Raw genomic sequence first — 20,676 nt, forward strand, 5'->3', positions numbered from 1 at the left:
GACAAGTCTTGATGCCGGGGCACCAAGACTTGCTCGCATACAAACTTTGCTGTTATTTAGGCTTCATTGATGTCATAACCTGAGATTATTTCACCTTTAGGCTTGCTTCATCAAATTGGAACTGAACCGTATACCAGTGATCATACGGTACTCCGCCTAGGACCAAACCAGGCACAATAACGTGTGTGTAAGCACTGATTTTCTGAGACAAGTCCCCTACCTCAAATTGAACGATACGTGTATCACCGGATGTCGAGATCACTTCCACATCTTTTAGGGTACCGTTTTGCTCCACTTGTAGAGTCGGCATCCAAGAGCTGTTTTTCAAAGTGATTTGGATATAGCGCTTGTCTCCCTTTTCAATCAATGTGGCTGGTTTATCGAGATAACCATCCATGACGGACGCTTCATTCGTTTTGTCTTTAAATACGTTGTAATTGATCGTGTATTGCTTCTCGGAAGCAGGTTGAACTGGTTGCTCAACTGCTGGTTTTGCTTCAGCTACCGAGGTGGTCGTTTCTGTTGCTTTGTCCGTAGAAGCTGCTGCCGATTCAGTAGCGGTTGCAGTTGTAGCTGCATTAACTCCTTCACCTTTGAGCGATGCACGGTCAAATTGAATCTGTCCGCCGAATTTCTCATTAAAAATGTATTTCTCAGGCAGATATACCTGTGTGTACACACTCAGCTTTTTATCCAGATCGGGTACTTCGAAGGCAATTGTGTGTGTATCACCTTTTGTGTCGGTACCCACAATCGTCGGATTCGCGTAGCGGCCCTCAAAGTCCGTTTGGAATAATTTCAAAGCATGATTGTCTGTTACGGTTACATGAGCCTGAACCTTACCATTTTTCACAATCAACTTGGCCAGACTCTGTACAAATGGAGCCACCAAAGAATCCTTGTCCGTTCCGTTTGCAAGCACACGGAAGTTCGCAGTGTACTCTCCATCGGCTAAGTTATTTTTCCCCTGTTCTACTTCATCTGCTTTTGTTTCGTTGTGATAAGATACATTACTGGTATCGAATTTAAATTCAAAATCATATACCTTTTCTACTCGATCCTCCGCCTTGAAAACCATCGGAGCGCTACTTGCCACTTTTGGAGCTTCGTAGACAACCAGTTGACCTTTTACGTTGTTCTTAAAGTCACTTACACTGAAACGAACGTCCTTCGTATTACTTGCTGCATCTTCCCGGGTCACTTCTGCATCCTGATAACCTCCACTTGCGTTATCCCAAATGCGCAGCGCCTTAACTTCATTGCTGTTTTGCAGCTTCAGACCTACAAACCGTTTGTCGCCTTCCACGACCAATTGCGCTGGTTCATTAGTGATGAAGCGTTGAGCCGGAGATTCAGATCCTGTGATGCCATCTGGCAGCACAATGGTGAATTTCAATGCATATTTCCCATTGGCAAGCTTGTCAAAATCCAGTTTAACGATAGGATCAGCCGCCCCTGAAGAGGTAGGCTCAACAAAGCTGCGAATGGTGGCAGGCTCGAATTGGAACTGCACATCATATACGTGGTCATAAGGGATGCCACCCAAATCTAATCCAGGTACGATGACATGCGTGTTCACTGTAACTTTATCTGACAGATTAGGTACTTCAAATTGTACTGTTCTTGTGTCTGCAGAGGTGGACTGTTCAACCACCTGAGCTTCAGAACCATTTACTTTAAACGTTTTAATCCAGCTGCTCTTGTCCATTTTAATTTGAATGATATTTTTACCGGACTGTTTTAACAGTGTGGCTGGCTTTTGCATATATCCATCCATCACAGATATTTCATTGCTTCCGTTTTTGAGTACGGAGAAATCAATGCTGTATCTGCCATTTTCCACTGGAGTTGTGGTTCCGTTATCCGGTCCTTTAGCTGTAATGCTGCTGCGATCAAATTGAAGACGAAGCTTATGATCCATCTCATAAACCCCACCTGGATAGGTCGTGCTCACATGCACCTGTGCATTCAGAATAGCGTCCAAATCGGCCACCTTGAATTTCACAACACGTGTATTCGCATTCTTATCCTCACTAACGATATCTGCATCTGTCAACGTCCCGTTTTGTTCTGTTTTGAACTCTGTCACGGTGGTGCTGTCTTTAATCGTAAAGGAGGCTTCATACTTGCCCTTCGATACCGTCAGCGTAGCCGGAGACAATAAATATTGCGCCATGGCCGATTTTTGATCTTTGGTTGCGTGCAACGCATCAAAATTAATTGAATACGTTCCATCAGCTAAATTCTTTCCAGGCGTGCCTGGTGTACCTGGCGTCCCAGGATCAACCGGGGTTGGAGCATTTGTAATGCTGTTTTTATCAAATTGAAGACGAAGCTTATGATCCATTTCATAAACCCCACCTGGATAGGTCGTGCTCACATGCACTTGTGCATTCAAAATTGCGTCCAAATCAGCTACCTTGAATTTCACAACACGCGTGTTGGCTGTCTTGTCCTCGCTTACAATATCTGCATCCGTTAATGTCCCGTTTTGTTCTGTCTTGAACTCTGTTACGGTAGTGCTGTCTTTAATGGTGAAGGAAACCTCTTTTTGTCCTTTTGCTACCGTTAAAGTCGCTGGAGATAACAGATATTGCGCCATTGCGGATGGCTGATCTTTGGTTGCATGCAGGGTATTAAAGTTAATAGCATACGTTCCATCTGCCAAGCTAGGTGATGTAGGTGCAGAAGCCAATTGAAGATCTACATTATAGGTATGCACGTAGCCCAGTTCAGGCCAGTTGATACTTACCCATGCGCTTAACTTAGCAGGTATTTCTTTAACCTCGAATTCAATAACTCGTGTATTCGCAGTTTTGTCTTCACTTACTGTAGCAACATTAGTTAATACTCCGTTTTGTTCTACCTTAAAACCATCAATTTGTTTACTGTTTTTCAAGGTGAAACGAACATACTTCTTGCCATTACGTTCAATCAAGGTGCCTGGTTTCCCCGTATACCCATCCATCATAGAAACTTCATTCGTTCCATCCTTCAAAAGAGTGAAGTCCAGATTGGATGTCGTTTCTGGAGAGCTTCCATTTTCTGTGATACTATTTTTATCGAACTGAAGACGAAGTTTATGGTCCATCTCATAAACCCCACCTGGATAAGTCGTGCTCACATGGACCTGTGCATTCAAAATTGCGTCCAAATCAGCTACCTTGAATTTCACAACACGCGTGTTGGCTGTCTTGTCCTCACTTATAATATCTGCATCCGTAAGTGTCCCGTTTTGCTCTGTTTTGAATTCTGTTACGGTAGTGCTGTCTTTAATGGTGAAGGAAACTTCTTTTTGTCCCTTCAATACCGTCAAAGTCGCCGGAGACAACAGATATTGGGCCATGGCCGATGGCTGATCTTTGGTTGCATGCAAAGTATCAAAGTTAATAGAGTACGTTCCATCCGCCAAAGTTGTTGGTACAGGTACAGAAGCCAACTGCAGATCTACATTATAAGTATGCACGTAGCCCAACTCAGGCCAGTTGATGCTCACCCATGCATTCAGCTTGGCTGGTAGTTCTTTTACTTCAAACTCGATAACTCGTGTATTCGCATTCTGGTCTTCACTTACAATAGAGGTGTCAGTTAACACTCCATTTTGCTCTACCTTAAAGCCATCAATTTGCTTACTATTCTTTAACGTAAACTGGGCATATTGTTTGCCTCCACGCTCAATTAGCGAGCCTGGCTTCTCCGTATACCCATCCATCATGGACTTTTCCTCTGTTCCATCTTTCAAGAGGGTAAAGTCCAAATCAGCTAACTTTTCTCCTGTGCCAGGAGGCGTTACCGGTGGTGTCACTGGTGGAACGGTTGGATTCTCGGTTGAGTTTTTAAGTCTCAAACTGGAAGGATCAAACTCAATCCATTCCTTCACTGAACGGTCCGGATCGGTATCTACATACCATGGAGAACTGCTGTTAAATCCAAACTCCGTATTTACATTTTGATGAAAATCATAAACATCGAAGCTTACCGTTCCCGAAGCTTTTCCGGAATCTACTTCTATTTTGGCGGGAACCGTTTCCCCGTTTTGTTCAACTAGAAATTTCGAAAGCCCTTGAGCCTCTGCAAATTTAAATGAAAAATGGTATTTTCCATCTTTAATAATCAAATCTCCAGGGTAGGTATAATTTGTTTTAAAACTTGAATCCTTGGTGCTTCCACTGACTGTCTTGCGCAAAGGCTTATAATCAATCAGGTATTCTCCATCTGCATAAGTCGCTTCAGTTGTTGTTATAGCATTCGTAGGCTCAACATATGGACCGGGCAGTTCTACCGGATACTCATAAGTAGCATACGTAGCACTAGTCACTGTAGTGCTTGAGTCAGGCAAATTCGACGAAGTGGATTCATCCTCGGGTGTTGCTCCTGCGTATGGTGAAAATAAAGAAAACAACATTAGAATAGCAGCGAATGTCGTAATATATTTGTTCAATCGGCTTTTCAAGGTGATGTATCCCCCTACTTAAAATATACTCATTTGGAGCTTTGGAACTAAGCTCCAAATGAGCATTCAGTTCAAAATCATTATCTCAAAATGAAACCCTTAGATATCACTGTCGTCGAATTGGAATTGAACAACATAGTCGTGATCGTAAGGAATGCCGCCAGTGTATTCTTTTGGTACACTTACATGCAACTTAACGTTCAATTTTTGAGCAAAATTACTTACAGGAAACTCTACTATTCTTGTATCACCTGATGTACTTACCACAGTCGCATTCACATACTGGCCGTTTTGTTGCGTTTTGAATTCAGTAACCCAAGCACTTTTAGTAATAGCTACTCGCACTTTGTATTGACCATTCGTAACAATCAGTGTGGCTGGTTTTTTTACATAACCATTGGTATCCATGTAAGAAGGCTCAGTGGTTCCATCTTTATAAACGGTATAAGGCAATTGATACGTTCCATTAGGCAAAGCTGCGTTCGCTTGATTAGCTGAGAATGGGGCTAGTACCACAAAAACAAGCGCAGCCATCAATACAGTGAGCATTACTTTTTTTAGAGACAATTTCTCCATACGATTCATAATCATGTTCATGTTTTAATCTCCTTTTACGTTTTATTTTGGATTAGATTTCGTCGAATTGCAGTTGTACATCGTACTTGCCTGTGTAGCCAATCACTGGGATGGTAATTTCAGCGTAAGCATTTACTTTGGCATTCAGGTCAGCCACTTCGAATTCCACGACACGAGTGTTGTTCGCCGGATTTGTGCTTACTACAGTCGCATCTTGCAATACGCCATTTTGCTCTACTTTGAACGCCGTAATCAGATTGCTGCTTTTCACAGTCAGACGAACAACATTTTTGCCATTAGCTACCGTAACCTGAGCAGGCTTCGTCAGATAGCTGTCCAATCGAGAAGTTTCATTGGTTTGATCCTTCAGAACGGTATAATCTACGTTATACGTGCCGTCGGCTGCTGCTGCTTTAGCAGAAAGTGGAGCCATCAGTGCAAAAACAAGTGCTGTCATGATCAGTGCTACGAATGCCTTCTTGAAAGAAAATTGCTCAAAGCGATTCATTACCATATTCATATCTACACACACTCCTCAATTTTTTATGCTTGAATTTATGTTGATTTTATGAACGATAAAGATGGCTTCAATTTACTTTTTGGAAGATTTGGCTGATTTCGCTGACTGGACGGCTGCAACTTTTTTGATGCTTTTGGAATCAAAAGCGAAGCGGATCGTATAGTCATGATCGTAATTGTAAGCAGGGACAGTAACATGGATTTTAGAGATCAACGGGCTGTTGACACTTGCAATGGGAAATTGCACGGTGCGAGTATCGGCTTTGGCATCCTTTTGGATGATCTTGGTATCGATGATTTTACCTTTGTAATCCACTTTAAACCCGGTTGTCCATTCGCTATGATTCAGCTTAATTTGCATGGTCATTTGACCTTTCTTTACATACAACTTAGCTGGTTTTTCAAAATAATCATTTGCCATGGACACCGAATCATTTTCTGCCTTGAGAATATTGTATTTGAGCGTGTATGTACCATCCGCCAATTTCGGAGAAGCCGCAGCGGCTCCTACAGATGACGAAGTTGGCCAAAAGCTCAGCACACTCACCAGCAGAAACACAGCAATAATTGCAGAATACCCCTTCTTCATTTTGACAGCAGTCCCTCCCCACGAGAATATAACTAATTGATTATCATTCTCAATTAATAATTTAAAAAAAATAGCTCTTTTCGAGCTTGTCTCCCCACCTCTCTATTCCATAATTTCGCAAAATCAAGTAAACCCATCACCAATATATCTTACACTTTTCGAAAATGTCAATATGTATTTGTGTGTACGTAATCCCTTGATATATGCTATTTTTTAATAAAAATTTGTAGTTCCTTCTTCTATAATTCGAATGACTCTCTTTTGTTTTTAGTTCAAAATTTATTTAAAAAATTGCTTTTTTCAATTGACAATACTCAGTGATATTCATTATCATTCTCTTATACATAAATGAAAATGATTATCATTATTGTTTAACTTGAAAATTGCAGGAGGAATAACATGAAATCTTATGTGTTGTGGTCGTCCGCAGCGCTTTTATTGGCAGTTACCGGATGTAGTAATGGTACCTCCGCAGATCACAAACCAGCCAGCGCTTCCGTATCTACCGCTTCAAGCACGACAAGCGGCGCGACGATTCAAGTTACTGACTTTTCAAAACGGACGTTGGCGTTTCAAAAGGTCCCTCAACATATCGTTGCGCTCAGCAATGGCGATCTGGATATTATTTACGCATTAGGCGGGACAGCCGTGGGCAGACCCAACTCCAATGGACCTTCCGTCGTACCTGCTGCTGAAAACGTTCAGCAAATAGGCTCCACCCATGAAGTGGATCTGGAGAAAATTACGATGCTCAAACCGGATGTCGTGCTAGGCAATTATCCTATGAATGAAAAAGACATTCCAGCTATTGAAGGAGTCGGTTCACAACTGCTGCTGACTGGGGCCAATTCCGTTCAGGATATCCAGTCACAAATTACGCTGTTCGGACAATTACTGCAAAAGCAGGCCGGGGCCGTAAAGCTGAACCAACAAATTGACCAACAGGTAGTCAAGCTGCAAAAAGAAACAGCCTCTACCTCCAAACCGAAGGTGTTGCTGGTTTACGGAGCCCCGGCCACGTACATGGCGGCGCTGCCGAATTCTCTAGGCGGAAATATTTTGGAAGTTGCAGGTGGCTCCAATATCGCCGCTGATTTTCCGGGCCTGCAAAATTTCCCGCAATATGCGCAGTTGAACACAGAACGCATCGTACAAGCTGACCCTGATTACATTTTCATCATGACCCATGGTAATACGGAAGAGGTTAAAGCCGCATTTATAAAGGAAATGCAGGAAAATGCAGCTTGGAACGGAATCAGGGCAGTCCAAAACAATCAGGTCGAAGTTTTACCTTCAGATTTGTTCGGGACGAATCCGGGGACACGGGTCACTAAAGCGCTGGATTTGATGCACCAAAAGCTGTATCCGGCGAAATAGGCGATGACGATGAACAAACTACAGCGCACCAGAAGACGCACCATCGCCTGGATTACCCTTCCGATCTTACTGCTAGCTGTCTCTGTGTACGGTCTGGCCTACGGTTCGGTGTCGATTCCACTTCAAGAAATCAATCAGGTTTTGCTACATAATGATGAATCCACATATCGCACGATCCTAATGGATCTCCGACTACCCAGAGTGTTGGTGGGTTTACTGGTAGGTGCTTGTCTCGCAGCTTCAGGAGCACTTCTTCAAGGCGTCATGAAAAATCCATTGGCTGACCCAGGCATTATTGGGGTATCGGCTGGAGGTGGACTTGCAGCCGTCTTTACGATGGTGATGCTTCCACAGCTTAGTTACCTTCTTCCGGTAACCGCCTTTTTGGGAGCCTTTCTGAGTGCGATCGTCATTTACCTGCTGGCTTGGGACCGAGGGACCTCCCCTGTCAAAATTGTACTGGCTGGTGTTGCAATCAACGCGTTGCTGGGCGCGCTCACTAACGGCGTAATGGTCATGTACAGCGACCGCGTACAGGCTGTACTTCCTTGGCTATCCGGCGGGTTAAATGGACGAAGCTGGCATCATCTGGAGTTCATGGCTCCTTACGCTATCATTGGCTTAATCGCCTCTTTGTTTGCCATTAAGCCTGCGAATTTGTTGCTATTGGGTGATGATTCAGCACAGTTACTGGGCCAGCGGGTAGAGCTTCAACGGATGCTCATTATCCTGCTCTCTGCCCTGCTCGCCGGCACGGCGGTCAGTGTAGCCGGGCTGATCGGGTTCGTAGGACTGGTCGTTCCCCATGTTATAAGGCTGCTCATCGGGGAAGATTATCGTTTCCTCCTCCCCCTTTCCATCATGGGCGGTGGGACACTGGTTGTCCTAGCCGATACAGTGGCACGCTCTTGGTTTGATCCGATTGAGCTGCCTGTCGGTATTTTGCTGGCCGTCATTGGGGCACCGTTCTTCTTAATCCTGCTCAAGAAACGGGGGAATTTCGGATGACAGCCATTCAGGGTAAGCATCTTTCCTTACAACGCGGGTATTTCCAGCTGGACGATGTGAACATTACCTTGCCCGCCGGACAACTCACTGCCATTGTCGGTTCCAACGGCTCAGGCAAGTCTACGCTTTTGCGGATTTTGACCCGGCTGCTCAAGCAGGATCAGGGCAAGGTTTCCGTACTGGGCAGGCCCGTAGAGGAATATAAACGGCGTGATTTTGCCCAGACGATTACCATGCTGCCGCAAATGAAGGACATGCTGCCGTTATTAACAGTCCGTGAGCTGGTCGCTTACGGAAGATCCCCTCATACCAAGGGTTTGAGGACAAGTCCTACCAGGCAAGACCAGCATATTATCGACCATGTCATGGGAATCACAGGCATCAAGCCCTATGCAGATCGGATGTTCCATACTCTATCGGGAGGTGAACAACAAAAAGCGCGAATTGCAATGGCCTTGGCCCAACAAACGGGTATTCTTTTACTCGATGAACCAACCACTTTTCTGGATATCGCCCATCAATTTGAAGTTATGGATATGCTGCGGCGTATCAATCACGAGTCCGGCTTGACGATTGTTATGGTACTGCATGATTTGCAGCAAGCTGCGGCCTATTGTCATCATATGATTGCGCTTAAAAAGGGACGAATCGCCGTCGCTGGCGAACCCCGTCAGATTTTGACGTCTGCTTTTCTTCGCGACATTTATGAAATGAACGCTACCATCAAATTTGAGGATGGCTATCCGGTTATTATACCGACCATACCACATCATTCAGGAGGAATTTAATATGGTTATCGTTACAAATACATCTAAAATTACACCGGGCAATGCCCACCTGCTCATCGAAAGATTTAACAAAGAAGGACAGGTTGAAAAAATGGAAGGCTTCCTCGGTCTGGAAGTGCTGCTGACGGAAAACACGAAGGATTATGAGGAAGTAACGATTAGCACACGCTGGCAGGAAAAAGAGAACTTCCAAGGCTGGACGAAAAGTGAAGCGTTCCGCGAATCCCACAACCACCGTCAAATTCCAGACTATATTATTGAAAACAAAATTACATTTTATGAGGTTAAAATCGTTCGTCATCCCATCTCGAACAATGATTCCTCTTTGGCGAGTGATATCGAAGCCGTTTAATTCTGGACGGTAGCCTAAAACTAGAAAAAGCGGCTCGGCAGGCAAATTCATTGTCCACCGAGTCGCTTATTTTATATACGTTACTGAACCCTTCAGATTCTAGTTGAGCAACGGCGCCCAATTTTCAGCGTCTCTCCGTGCCCCAGTACATGGATGCGTTCCTTTGCAATCCCCAAGCGCTCTCGCTCCACTTCAAGACGATCCAGCGCCTCTCTCGGCGTATCGTCCGCCAGCTTAAAGGCTCCATAGTGCATCGGGATCATCTGATCTGCGCCGCAATCCACAAAGCCCTGCAACGCCTCCTCCGGTGTCACATGCTGTGAGGTCATGAACCATTCCGGTTCATACGCACCAATCGGCATAAAGGTCAGATCAATAGCAAAGCGCTCGCCAATCTCCTTAAACCCACGGAAATATCCCGTGTCTCCCACAAAATACAACGTAGGTGCCTCCGCTGAATCTGATTCTGCGTGAGCATCTGAGCCTGCAACAGACGTGGCAGAACCGATCACCTGCTGCTCACTTTGCAAAACGTATCCACCCCAATGTGAAGTATTGGTATCAAACGGCGTACGCCGTGTCCAGTGCTGTGCCGGAACAAATGTAATCCGCACTCCACCTACCGTAAAATGCTCCCACCATTGCAGCTCATGGCAGTTGCGAAAGCCTTTGCGGATCATTTTCGACTTTAACCCCGAGGGGACGAGTATCAATGTATCTGCACGATATAACTTCCGCAACGATGCCAAATGTAAATGATCATAATGCGAATGTGACAGCAGAATGATATCCAGCGGTGGCACATCCTGAATGCGAATGCCGGGCGGAGCCAATCTTTTATCAAAAGCCATACGCTCTGCCCACACCGGATCGGTGACCATATTCAGCCCAAGGTACTGAATGAAAAAGGTGGAATGGCCCACCCAGGTCGCCGTCGCCATTTCCCGATTACTATGCAGAAACTCCAGCTCCGGGAGATGGTTGGGCACAACGAACGTGTAATCCTTTATTTTGCTGCGTCGCTCCTGCCGCCATTGTCTGAATTGCTTGATGGTTTTATCGGTATTTACATGATCCATATTGTTAAAACGCACTTTAGGCATGATGCAGCCCCTCCCTGACAGACCCGTTCTCCAAAAAACACAACGGTTCAATTTAACTATATATTGTCACTCAAATGTGATCATGAAATGATGCAACATCCTGAACTATGTAAAGTATAATTCAATCACATCTGTAAAGGAAATTCTGCGATAATACAGCAAAAACAGACCTCCCGGATCTATCAGAAGGCCTGCTCCACATGTTATTGTCAGTCCTGTGGATTTTTAAAGCGTGCCGAATAAATAAACAAAAACACAATCGCCACCACGATAATGATCGGCGACTCATACATGATCGTAAAATGCTCGAAAGCAACCACTCTAACTCACCCCTTCTTTCCCGCTTGTCCTCGTACATACTTTGCATCGAACAGAAACAATCTCAATATCAGGATCAGCGAAGGAATCAGCACCAGCAGACCCGCAACAAACGCCGTAATCAATGCATACGCCATCGTAGAGTTCGTAAAGCTGTTATATACATTAATGTAGGGATACAGAACATACGGAAGATGTGAGCGGCCATAGCCATACCAGGCAAATGCAAATTGCAGCATCACCAGGATGAAGGAGATACCCAAATGCCGCCGCTGCCAGACCAGATACACTGCTCCCACAAAGCATATGAAGGATGCGACAAACATCCAGGCCATACTAAGCATATTGGCAAAATGGTCTGGATTTTGTTTGTTAATCTGGAAAAATGCGAACAAACTCGCCAAAATCGTAGGAGCACTCCAGAGTAACGCGTACCCTCGTACGATTTCAAAAGCTACCTTGTCCCCTGCCCTTTTGGCATAAAAGGACAAAAACATCGCCGATATATACAATACACTCACCAGCGCCAGAATAATAACTGCCCACGTGTAAGGGTTGCTTAATAGCTGGCCCCATTGCAGATGAACACCTGTGCTGTTCTCTACAATAATGCCACCTTCTGAAATAGCGAGGACCGTCGACAGTGCTGCGGGAATCAGCAGCCCAGTCGCACCGTACAATGCCATGTAGACGATATTATTTTTACCCGAATGCCCATAGGTATTGTAAGCATAATATACTCCCCGGATCGCGAGCAGCACAATCGCAATACTGCCGGGAACGAGTAACGCCGTACCATAGTAATAAGCCGCATCCGGGAAGAACCCGTTTAATCCCACCACAAAAAAGATGAGAAATACGTTCGTTACCTCCCATACCGGAGACAGATATCGTTGAATGATATTGTGGATTTTATTCTGGTGGCCTGTCAGCACGCTGTAAAAGCTGAAAAAGCCTGCACCAAAATCAATGGATGCCACAAGCAAATATCCAAACAGGAAGGTCCACAATATAGCGATACCTACAATTTCATAGCTCACTTGCCTTCAGCCCCTTCCAGGCCCAGCTGTCTTATCTCTTCCACGGCATCCTTATTACGGAATAGCTTGCTGAGTACCTTGATGGCCGAGAAGCACAGCACCAGATACAAAATAACAAACAACACCAGCATCCACCCAACACTTGTAGAAGTGGTTGCTGCTTCGGACACCTTCATATATCCGCGTAAAATCCACGGCTGTCTGCCGACCTCTGCAAACATCCAGCCCAGCTCAATAGCTACCATCGCCATCGGTCCGACCAGAATGAGCGCTAGCAGCAGCCATTTGGGGTAGGGTCTGCGACCTGGCAAACGCTTACGGACCAGATACAGCAGTGGGATGACGAGAATCAGCACTCCTGTAGTGATCTTGAGGTCAAACATATAATGAATAGACAGCGGCGGACGCTCCTCCACCGGATAGTCATTTAACCCCTTAACCTCTGTACTAGGCAAATTACCAGCCAGGATACTAAGTGCATAAGGCACTTTCAGGGCATATTTGATTTCACCGTTTTCGTCCATAAAGCCGCCATATACAAAGGGGGCGTGTGTCATCGTATCAAAATGCCATTCGGCGGCAGCCAACTTCTCCGGCTGATATTTGGCCAGAAATTTACCGGATGCGTCTCCTATCAGCACTGTACTGATGGCAAATACAATGGTACAGGTGGCCGTCAGCTTCAGCGCCTTTTTAAAATAAGGGTGATTACGCCCCCGCAGCATGCTGTAAGCAGCCAGCCCCATCAGCACCCCTGCGCTCAATGTATACGAGGAAGCCAGTACATGGGACACTTTGGTCGGCGTGGCCGGGTTTAGCATAGCCTCGATGGGATGAATATTGGTCATGACTCCATTTTTGAGTGTAAAGCCTTGAGGTTGGTTCATGAACGAGTTCACAGTCGTAATAAAAACCGCTGAGGCAGACGAGGCAATCGCTACCGGGATGAGCAGCATCAAGTGAAAATATTTACTTTTAAACCGATCCCAGGTATACAAATAGATGCCTAGGAATATTGCTTCGATAAAGAAAGCAAACGTCTCTAAAAACAGGGGCAGCGCAATCGCTTGTCCGGCCACCCGCATAAAGGTAGGCCACAGCAAACTGAGCTGTAGACCAATGGAGGTGCCTGTCACGACGCCCACGGCGACAGTAATGACAAACCCCCGAGCCCACCGCCGTGCCAGCAGTGTATAATGCGGATCACCAGTTCGCAGCCCGCGCCATTCTGCAAGTGCAATCATTAAGGGTACGCCAACGCCGATGGATGCAAATACGATATGAACAAACAGGGTAATTCCGGTCAGCATCCGGCTTAGCAATACAGGGTCCAGTGAAGACAAATGGGTTTCACTCCTTCATTTCACATTTTTAATAGGGAAAACTTCGAATTCACTCTTGATTACCAACTAGGGAGTCAAGCGAGCTATGCTTTTAATTACGGCATATAGCATAATGGCCGCAATTACTATACATACAATAATGAGCGTTCTTTCCTGCTTGCGGAACATAGGAACGCCTCCTTCACTTATCTTTTGGCGCATTTTGGTAACCTATTTACAGTTTGGTTCATTCAGCTGATTTTTAACCCTGCTTCTGTATTGAATGTAGCAGTATTTCTTTCTAGATATTGTTTTATTCATGACAATACGTTATATTGATATATAGTTAGATAACCTAATTATATGAAAAGAGTGAACTTATGCCGCCAAAACAAAGGGACTTCATCCAGCAATCTCTTCCTCGTCTGGGACCAGAACCTTATCTAGAGTTAATGGATCAAACTGCCCTTGCAGAAACAGACCGGCGACTTGCTCGTATTGGTCTCTTCTTGCTATGGACAGGTGATAATGTGCTCGACGCGGTAGATTTGGATCTAGCTGCTTACGGCCTGACAGAGAGTAAGCTAGATTTATTGTTGCTATTGACATTGCACCAATCCCAGTCTCAGATGAGCCCCTCTATGATTGCCGACCGTCTAGGCATCCGACGTGCATCTGTAACATCCCTCCTGGATTGGACAGAGCAACGAGGCTGGATTATCAGAGAACATAGTTCTACAGATCGGCGCAAAATTCATGTACGCATTACAGAAGCGGGTTCTCACCTTGTACAGCAAGTGCTCCCTGTATTTTGGTCTTCCTGTGCTTCCCTAGCGAGTATTTTGGAGCCCGAGGAGCAGGTCGTTTTTTCACGGATTATAGAAAAAATCCATCATCATATGGAAAACAAACTGGGGGTGGGCAGGTAATTTTTTTTGAACATATAATTAGGTTATCTAATATATTCAATTGTTTGTATTTCAAATTACTTATTTGATGATGAAGGAGTGTTCTATTGATGAGTAAACTACGAACAAACGATACCGTTATCCAGAAGGAAAATGTTGCTCTCCCTTATGCATGGATGACTGTAATCCTATGCTGGTCAGCGGTTGTCGTCATGTCCAGCCTGTATGTGACGATCCCTTTGGTCCCTCTCTTTGCTAAAGTATTTGGAAAAACGCTAGCTGAAGCAGCTCTGCCGGGAAGTATCTTTTCCTTAGGCTTTGCAGCGGGATGTCTTATTTATGGAGGATTGTCTGATCGCTTTGGACGCAAGCAGATTATCGTCGCTGGATTGCTCGCATTGACGATCCTTTCGTTATCCCTCAGCTTAACCAGTCAGTATTCTGTATTAGTTGCACTGCGCTTGCTTCAGGGCTTGGCGGCAGCCACCTTTTCCCCCGTTGCTCTCGCATACGCCGTAGACATGTTTCCAACCGAAAAACGGGTAACGGCCATCGGCTTTATCAGCACCGGTTTTCTAGTGGCAGGTATTGCCGGACAGGTATTTAGTATTATCATCAGCGAACAAATCGGATGGAATATGGTATTTCGGATGCTAGGTGTTTTGTACGCAATCACCTTCCTGATCGTTCTTTTTTTCCTGCCTAAAGCTCCCTCCCCGCAACGAGGGGTTCGTATTTTGGCAGCCTTCGGTCAGTTGGGGACCGTTCTGCGTTCGTATCCTTTATGGTTAAGCTACACGATTGCTTTTGTTCTTCTGATGTCATTTGTGAGCATGTATACGGTTTTGGGAAGCTACCTTGGCAGTCCCGAATTTGGCCTGAATAGTAGACAGATGCTATATGTCAGGTCGGCTGGCATCATCGGCATGCTTCTCTCACCCTTCGCCGGAAAATTGGCCCTGAAATTCGATGTACACCTTGTATTACGTACAGCTCTTCTTCTTTCCATCCTTAGCTTGGCGCTGATGGGAATGACACATTCTCTAATAGCTATCGTGGTATTAAGTGTATGTTTTGTCAGCGGCATTGCCCTGAGTGTCCCTTCACTCATTACAATAGTTGGTCAGCTCGGCGGGGCAGCAAGGGCCATAGCGGTCTCACTATATACCTTCATCCTGTTTGCCGGTACGAGTATAGCCCCTATGCTTTCCATTCGTTTGATGGGGAATGGCGGCAATCAGATGACTACATTTATGCTGCTGGCGGCTGTTCTGTCTGTGGGACTTATCGCCTCCCTGCTCATTCGCCGCCGTCAAAACGATCCACTGAAGCGGGATGCATAATACAACATCCGACTAAAACCGAACTTAAAAGTTACCTATAGTGCCACTGCGCAATCGGATGTTACTTCCCACCGCACCGTCCCCGGATTTCTAGAATAAAACTATGAATAGGGTAAAAATCCGGGGACAAAAGCGACCGCTACGCTTGTACAGCACCATTCCGCCTACTCCGTTTTCATGTTCATTTTTTCGAGTTTGGCTTATATAGCATCCTGTTTTCATTCAAAAATACTCCTATTTAACAGGTATACTCATCTAAATCATGTGATATATGTCATTGTGTTTTCTCTATAAACGAAAACTCTCTCTTTGGAGACCTACGCAGAATGAGGTACAATACAGATAAGCTATATATGATATATGGAGAACTTTTGAACAGGAGGCTGTACCGAGCTATGAAGATAACATCTATCGAGCCAACTCCCAGTCCGAACACCATGATGCTGCATCTGGATGAGCGGCTGGAAGCGGGTATCCGCAGAACATATACACGGGACAATGAGCGTTCGGCTCCCCCATTTATCCGGCGTATGCTGGCCATTGAAGGGGTCAAAAGCGTGTTTCACACGACTGATTTTGTAGCCCTTGACCGTAAAGGAAATGCCGATTGGTCTACTATTCTGGGTCAGGTCCGGGATCAGCTAGGCGAGGAAGGTGCTGACGCTAATTGGGATTTACCAGAGGAAACCTCTGGGGAAGCGTTTGGCGAAGCACAGGTTTTTGTACAATTTTTTCGCGGCCTTCCCATGCAAATTCGAGTTAAAGCGGGTCAGCAGGAGGAACGAATTTCCTTGTCCGACCGTTTCGTGCAAGCCGTTACCCGTGTAGCAAGTGCAACGCTGATCAAGGAACGTAAGCTGAGTGATTACGGCGTCCGCTACGGTGAACTGCCGGATATTGCCCGCGAGGTTGAGCAGGAATTGGAGGCAGCCTTTCCGCAGGATCGGCTGGAACAAATTATCCAGCAGGCGATTGCCCACGGCGCGGACAACAGCGAATTCGTGGAGGAACGCCGCGAGTGGAGCGATGCCGAACTGAAGCAGGCCCTGCAACACGAAGACTGGCGCACACGCTACGCTGCGCTGGATCGGCTGGAGCCGACGCCCGAGCATTTGCCCCTGATCCGGCAAGCGCTGCATGACGACAAAATGCAGCTGCGGCGGCTGGGAGTCGTCTATCTGGGCGATATTCGTACACCGGAGGCGATGGAACTGCTGTTCGAGGCGCTGCGCGATCCTTCAGCGGCAGTACGCCGCACTGCTGGCGACACGTTGTCGGACATTGGCGATCCCGTCGCTACCAGTGCTATGATCGGAGCCCTATCGGACAGCAGCAAGCTGGTTCGCTGGCGTGCAGCCCGTTTTCTATACGAGGTTGGAACCGAGGATGCGCGTGATGCGCTGGAGAAGGCCGTCGATGACCCCGAATTCGAGGTCAGTCTACAAGCTAAAATGGCGCTGGAGCGCATCGAATCAGGCGAGCAAGCCGCAGGTACGGTTTGGCAGCAGATGGCCAAACGGAACTCCTGATTTAAGAATCGATAAGTGGATTTTCAAAAAATTGTCGATTGTCAGAAGGTGTACAGGTACGATATACTGTAGTTCGCTATACAATATAATATCATGTCATACACCTCATCAACCTGTTTTATGATGAGGTAGAGGTCGCGGATGTAATCAGTACACTGGAGGAGACGCCAAGAGCCGTCTGAGATTCCAGTAGAAAGGTACACCCGCCGAAGTATGCGGAGCTGACTCTTTGTAAATACTCCGTATGCTGGGGCTGCTAACCGAAAGGAGCAGAACTGTCACGCGATGTCCTAACACAGACACGTGTGTTGAGCTATCTTGTTATAGAAGAAGGTATGGTGCGGAATGCATAGACAAGACCGCAGGCGTATTCCCTGCGGTCTTTTGATTTATATACTCCCCCTCCTTCTGGCTCTTGCCCTGACATGAAATACAATTTCATGAAGGAGTGTTTGAACGTGCAACACAAAGCAACATCTGACGCAACCTTGCGTAAAAGTCTCAAAGCCCGCCATATGACGATGATCGCCCTCGGCGGCTCGATCGGAACAGGGCTATTCCTCGCCAGTGGAGGCGCGGTCGCCGAAGCTGGACCTGGCGGTGCCCTGCTGGCTTATGCAGCAGTTGGCCTTATGGTCTACTTCTTAATGACCAGCCTCGGTGAGTTGGCTACGTTTATGCCTGAATCCGGCTCTTTTAATACCTATGCGGGTCGCTTCGTTGATCCGGCTTTTGGTTTTGCCATGGGCTGGAACTTCTGGTACAACTGGGCAGTAACGATTGCTGCCGAATTGGCAGCAGCGACCGTGCTCATCAAATACTGGTTTCCAGAAAGTCACTCTGCTTGGTGGAGTCTGTTATTCTTGGCCATAATCTTCTTGCTGAACGCGTTGACAGTCAAAGGCTACGGTGAGTCCGAATACTGGTTCGCGATGATTAAAATTGTGACTGTAATCATCTTTTTGGCCGTAGGGGTGCTGATGATTTTCGGCATCATGGGTGGTCCTGCGGTAGGCTTTGCCAACTTCACGGTAGGAGATGCCCCGTTCCATGGTGGATTCTTCGCTGTATTAGGCGTATTTATGGCTGCGGGCTTTTCCTTTCAGGGAACCGAGCTGATTGGGGTAGCCGCAGGCGAGAGCGAAAATCCGCGTGACAATGTGCCACGTGCCATCCGTCAAATCTTCTGGCGTATCTTGTTCTTTTATATTCTCGCGATTCTCGTTATTGGTTTGATCATTCCGTATACGAATCCGAATCTGTTGCGAGGAGATATCAGTGATATCGGAGTCAGTCCGTTCACGCTCGTATTTGAAAAAGCGGGGCTTGCCATTGCTGCCTCAGTCATGAACGCCGTTATTTTGACTTCCGTATTGTCGGCAGGCAACTCGGGTATGTATGCAGCGACTCGGGTACTGTACGCTTTGGCGCGGGAAGGTAAAGCCCCCCGTTTCCTTGGGCGTATCAATCGACGCGGCATTCCTATGAATGCACTTCTGATTACGACTGCTGTTGGTATGCTGGCTTTTCTCGCCTCCCTGTATGGAGACGGTGTAGTCTATAACTGGCTGCTCAATGCCTCAGGAATGTGCGGATTTATTACGTGGGTTGGGATTGCAGTCAGCCACTATCGTTTCCGCCGTGCCTTTACTGCACAGGGTCACAGTCTGAGTGAGCTTCCATACAAAGCCCGCTGGTTCCCGTTTGGACCGTTGTTCGCCTTTGCTCTATGTATCATTGTCATTATCGGGCAAGGGACGGATGCCTTCACCGGACAGGAGATTGACTGGAAAACGATGATCGCTACGTATATGAGTGTGCCGCTGTTCCTTCTGCTGTGGCTTGGCTACAAATGGATTAAACGTACTAAAATCGTTCCATTAAAAGAATGTGATTTGAGTTCAAATCCGCCTTCGGATAAATAATAGAATACCGTGTGTGATAAAAAGCCCGTCTCCACATATCAGGGAAACACGCTGATACACCTGGTCCCAAGACCGTTATCCGCATGTTCCCCTGTATATGCCCGGAGACGGGCTTTTTCTGTTTATTTGGAAGAAGCAGCTACTTCAGCTGATAAAGACATAGATAAGGCACGACGACTAAAAATACCGTATATGACAGCAATCAGCGTCAAGACTGCTGAAAACAAGTACAAATTAACGATACCCAGATGATCTGCAATCCAGCCCATTAAAAGCAGCGAAATACAAAACGTCAGGCTTGTCAGCGTAGCCTGGGCGGACAGCACCTTAGGCAAATCATGTATCGACACACTCATTTGCATCATCGTGCGGCGGGAGACGACCGACATTTCCGCAGGTAGCCCCATCAACAGCACGATAAGCAGCGTTAGTGGCGGTAATGTGTTCAGTGCATACCAAGCTGTCAGCAGTCCATAGCCTGCCATTCCTGCCAGCATGGCGGGCAGCAGTCTGCGCTGCAACAGCTTGACGCAGGCAAGAACTACGATGCCGCCACCAATCGCCCCTGCAAAATACGCGGCATTGATGTATCCCCACCATGCCTCGCTCTTGTGCAAGACCTGCTGAGCGAAGGCAAGCGTGAACGCGCCTACCCAAACCGATCCCCCCAGCAGGTCAATCATATCCATAAAAATAAGAGCCTTCAGTCTGCGACTGGCTCCGATGAGACTCCAACCTTCTCGCAGTATTTCCTTTTTACGTTTAGGAGGCACCGACGGACTCTCTGATTCCGGACCATACAGCTTATCTTCCAACTGTGCGGGAGGCAAGTCATGGTGCCCTTGTCCCGGCTCGGTTACAGCCTCATAAGCTGAGACATCTCCATTTTGCACCCTTGTTCCAGGCTGAAGCAAATAATGGGCTTTGCCTTCTAGGGGATCTCGAATCAAGCTGGTGAAGATCAGCGCTATCATATACAGACCGCCAGCCACCAGCAATGTTTTTTCCGAGCCCAGCATAGCTACGAGCACCCCACTAAGCCCCCACCCCGCTAATTGCACCGTCTGATCGCTGACCGATACCAGACTGTTTGCCCGCATGAGCCCTTCCCCGGAAGCAAGGCGGGGAATCAGCGCGTTGCGCGCAGGTGTAGTCCAGCCGTCCAGAAAGGACATGGCTGTCACCAACGCAAACACAATCACCCATACGGGCTCCGTGCCCGCTGACCACAAGTGGCCCAGCAGTACAGCGAAGAAGGCCAGTTGTCCGAACTGGGAAACGAATAAAATAAATGGAAGCTGGAACCGGGCCAAAATGAGCGGTGCCAAAAAGCCGCTGATCATCTGTGCACCCATTCGCAGCAACGGAACGAGCACCGAAGAGAAGATCGAATCCGTTTCATGAAAAACCAGAGACACAAGTGCCATAATATAAAGAATGTCGGCCGCATTGGACATCGTCTGCGTGCCAAGCAAATAGGTAAAGGAACGCTTGTGCATATAAATTAGAATACTCCTTTGTTAATG

Annotated in this window: 17 protein-coding genes and 1 riboswitch; of the genes, 8 read left to right on the forward strand and 9 right to left on the reverse strand. The window is 46.6% G+C overall.

The window, feature by feature from the left end; translation table 11 throughout:
* Positions 1–85 precede the first annotated feature (85 nt).
* The 4 genes from ACH59B_RS21150 to isdC all read right to left on the reverse strand — a co-directional run bounded on the left by ACH59B_RS21150 (position 86) and on the right by isdC (position 6,137).
* Positions 86–4,453: an NEAT domain-containing protein gene (locus ACH59B_RS21150; RefSeq protein ID WP_404302581.1), complete on the reverse strand. Its 4,368-nt coding sequence runs from the start codon at positions 4,451–4,453 to the stop codon at positions 86–88.
* Positions 4,454–4,552: 99 nt separating this feature from the next.
* Positions 4,553–5,050 carry an NEAT domain-containing protein gene (locus ACH59B_RS21155; protein ID WP_016820293.1) on the reverse strand — a complete coding sequence of 166 codons (498 nt, stop codon included), beginning with the start codon at positions 5,048–5,050 and terminating at the stop codon, positions 4,553–4,555.
* A 31-nt stretch (positions 5,051–5,081) separates the two neighbouring features.
* Positions 5,082–5,549, reverse strand: a complete 468-nt coding sequence (locus tag ACH59B_RS21160; protein WP_025365835.1) for an NEAT domain-containing protein — start codon at positions 5,547–5,549, stop codon at positions 5,082–5,084.
* 72 nt (positions 5,550–5,621) lie between these two features.
* Complete coding sequence (gene isdC, locus ACH59B_RS21165; protein ID WP_044786252.1) at positions 5,622–6,137, reverse strand: heme uptake protein IsdC; 516 nt, start codon at positions 6,135–6,137, stop codon at positions 5,622–5,624.
* 399 nt (positions 6,138–6,536) lie between these two features.
* On the opposite strand from isdC, the gene ACH59B_RS21170 reads away from it, so the two are divergent.
* Genes ACH59B_RS21170 through isdG form a run of 4 tightly spaced genes read left to right on the forward strand, consistent with a single transcriptional unit; the run spans position 6,537 to position 9,662 of the window.
* Positions 6,537–7,514 (forward strand): ABC transporter substrate-binding protein, encoded by a 978-nt coding sequence (locus tag ACH59B_RS21170; protein ID WP_019688606.1) that lies wholly within the window; start codon positions 6,537–6,539, stop codon positions 7,512–7,514.
* 9 nt (positions 7,515–7,523) lie between these two features.
* A complete protein-coding gene (locus ACH59B_RS21175) occupies positions 7,524–8,522 on the forward strand; it encodes a FecCD family ABC transporter permease (RefSeq protein WP_404302585.1) in 999 nt (332 codons plus the stop codon).
* Positions 8,519–9,310 carry an ABC transporter ATP-binding protein gene (locus ACH59B_RS21180; RefSeq protein WP_404302587.1) on the forward strand — a complete coding sequence of 264 codons (792 nt, stop codon included), beginning with the start codon at positions 8,519–8,521 and terminating at the stop codon, positions 9,308–9,310. The genes ACH59B_RS21175 and ACH59B_RS21180 overlap by 4 nt, the downstream gene beginning before the upstream one ends.
* A 1-nt stretch (position 9,311) precedes the next feature.
* On the forward strand, positions 9,312–9,662 hold the full coding sequence (isdG, locus tag ACH59B_RS21185) for a heme oxygenase (protein ID WP_016820299.1): 351 nt from the start codon (positions 9,312–9,314) through the stop codon (positions 9,660–9,662).
* A 92-nt stretch (positions 9,663–9,754) separates the two neighbouring features.
* Here the strand turns inward: isdG and ACH59B_RS21190 are convergent, their stop codons facing one another.
* From ACH59B_RS21190 to ACH59B_RS21205, 4 genes are all read right to left on the reverse strand, one after another.
* Positions 9,755–10,765 carry an MBL fold metallo-hydrolase gene (locus ACH59B_RS21190; protein ID WP_019688607.1) on the reverse strand — a complete coding sequence of 337 codons (1,011 nt, stop codon included), beginning with the start codon at positions 10,763–10,765 and terminating at the stop codon, positions 9,755–9,757.
* 209 nt (positions 10,766–10,974) lie between these two features.
* Positions 10,975–11,085, reverse strand: coding sequence for a cytochrome bd oxidase small subunit CydS (locus ACH59B_RS21195; protein WP_014278118.1), 111 nt, complete (start codon positions 11,083–11,085; stop codon positions 10,975–10,977).
* A gap of 6 nt (positions 11,086–11,091) precedes the next feature.
* A complete protein-coding gene (locus tag ACH59B_RS21200) occupies positions 11,092–12,123 on the reverse strand; it encodes a cytochrome d ubiquinol oxidase subunit II (RefSeq protein WP_025365839.1) in 1,032 nt (343 codons plus the stop codon).
* Positions 12,120–13,466, reverse strand: coding sequence for a cytochrome ubiquinol oxidase subunit I (locus ACH59B_RS21205; RefSeq protein ID WP_404302590.1), 1,347 nt, complete (start codon positions 13,464–13,466; stop codon positions 12,120–12,122). Before ACH59B_RS21205 ends, ACH59B_RS21200 begins: the two co-directional genes overlap by 4 nt.
* 359 nt (positions 13,467–13,825) lie before the next feature.
* On the opposite strand from ACH59B_RS21205, the gene ACH59B_RS21210 reads away from it, so the two are divergent.
* The 4 genes from ACH59B_RS21210 (at position 13,826) to ACH59B_RS21225 (ending at position 19,150) form a co-directional block, all read left to right on the forward strand.
* Positions 13,826–14,374 carry a MarR family winged helix-turn-helix transcriptional regulator gene (locus ACH59B_RS21210; RefSeq protein WP_404302592.1) on the forward strand — a complete coding sequence of 183 codons (549 nt, stop codon included), beginning with the start codon at positions 13,826–13,828 and terminating at the stop codon, positions 14,372–14,374.
* Between the two features lie 89 nt (positions 14,375–14,463).
* The gene (locus tag ACH59B_RS21215) at positions 14,464–15,696 is read left to right on the forward strand and encodes an MFS transporter (RefSeq protein ID WP_290410264.1); all 1,233 of its coding nucleotides are present in this window, start codon (positions 14,464–14,466) and stop codon (positions 15,694–15,696) included.
* Positions 15,697–16,091: 395 nt separating this feature from the next.
* Positions 16,092–17,225: a virulence factor gene (locus ACH59B_RS21220; RefSeq protein WP_016820305.1), complete on the forward strand. Its 1,134-nt coding sequence runs from the start codon at positions 16,092–16,094 to the stop codon at positions 17,223–17,225.
* Positions 17,226–17,346: 121 nt separating this feature from the next.
* Positions 17,347–17,549: riboswitch (Lysine riboswitch) on the forward strand.
* A 134-nt stretch (positions 17,550–17,683) separates the two neighbouring features.
* Positions 17,684–19,150 (forward strand): amino acid permease, encoded by a 1,467-nt coding sequence (locus tag ACH59B_RS21225; protein WP_019688612.1) that lies wholly within the window; start codon positions 17,684–17,686, stop codon positions 19,148–19,150.
* Between the two features lie 122 nt (positions 19,151–19,272).
* Here ACH59B_RS21225 and ACH59B_RS21230 read toward each other — a convergent pair whose 3' ends face one another.
* Positions 19,273–20,649, reverse strand: coding sequence for an MFS transporter (locus tag ACH59B_RS21230; protein ID WP_025365843.1), 1,377 nt, complete (start codon positions 20,647–20,649; stop codon positions 19,273–19,275).
* Positions 20,650–20,676: the final 27 nt, after the last annotated feature.

This window comes from Paenibacillus sp. DP01 (assembly GCF_044784315.1).
Classification (GTDB): Bacteria; Bacillota; Bacilli; order Paenibacillales; family Paenibacillaceae; genus Paenibacillus; species Paenibacillus polymyxa.

Excerpts from the sequence above, each read along its gene's own strand:
- ACH59B_RS21210 (WP_404302592.1), top strand. The coding sequence starts at position 13,826 with ATGCCGCCAAAACAAAGGGACTTCATCCAGCAATCTCTTCCTCGTCTG.
- ACH59B_RS21215 (WP_290410264.1), top strand. The coding sequence starts at position 14,464 with ATGAGTAAACTACGAACAAACGATACCGTTATCCAGAAGGAAAATGTT.
- ACH59B_RS21160 (WP_025365835.1), bottom strand. The coding sequence starts at position 5,549 with ATGAATATGGTAATGAATCGCTTTGAGCAATTTTCTTTCAAGAAGGCA.
- ACH59B_RS21230 (WP_025365843.1), bottom strand. The coding sequence starts at position 20,649 with ATGCACAAGCGTTCCTTTACCTATTTGCTTGGCACGCAGACGATGTCC.
- ACH59B_RS21190 (WP_019688607.1), bottom strand. The coding sequence starts at position 10,765 with ATGCCTAAAGTGCGTTTTAACAATATGGATCATGTAAATACCGATAAA.
- isdG (WP_016820299.1), top strand. The coding sequence starts at position 9,312 with ATGGTTATCGTTACAAATACATCTAAAATTACACCGGGCAATGCCCAC.
- ACH59B_RS21170 (WP_019688606.1), top strand. The coding sequence starts at position 6,537 with ATGAAATCTTATGTGTTGTGGTCGTCCGCAGCGCTTTTATTGGCAGTT.
- ACH59B_RS21180 (WP_404302587.1), top strand. The coding sequence starts at position 8,519 with ATGACAGCCATTCAGGGTAAGCATCTTTCCTTACAACGCGGGTATTTC.
- ACH59B_RS21175 (WP_404302585.1), top strand. The coding sequence starts at position 7,524 with ATGAACAAACTACAGCGCACCAGAAGACGCACCATCGCCTGGATTACC.
- ACH59B_RS21220 (WP_016820305.1), top strand. The coding sequence starts at position 16,092 with ATGAAGATAACATCTATCGAGCCAACTCCCAGTCCGAACACCATGATG.
- isdC (WP_044786252.1), bottom strand. The coding sequence starts at position 6,137 with ATGAAGAAGGGGTATTCTGCAATTATTGCTGTGTTTCTGCTGGTGAGT.
- ACH59B_RS21155 (WP_016820293.1), bottom strand. The coding sequence starts at position 5,050 with ATGAACATGATTATGAATCGTATGGAGAAATTGTCTCTAAAAAAAGTA.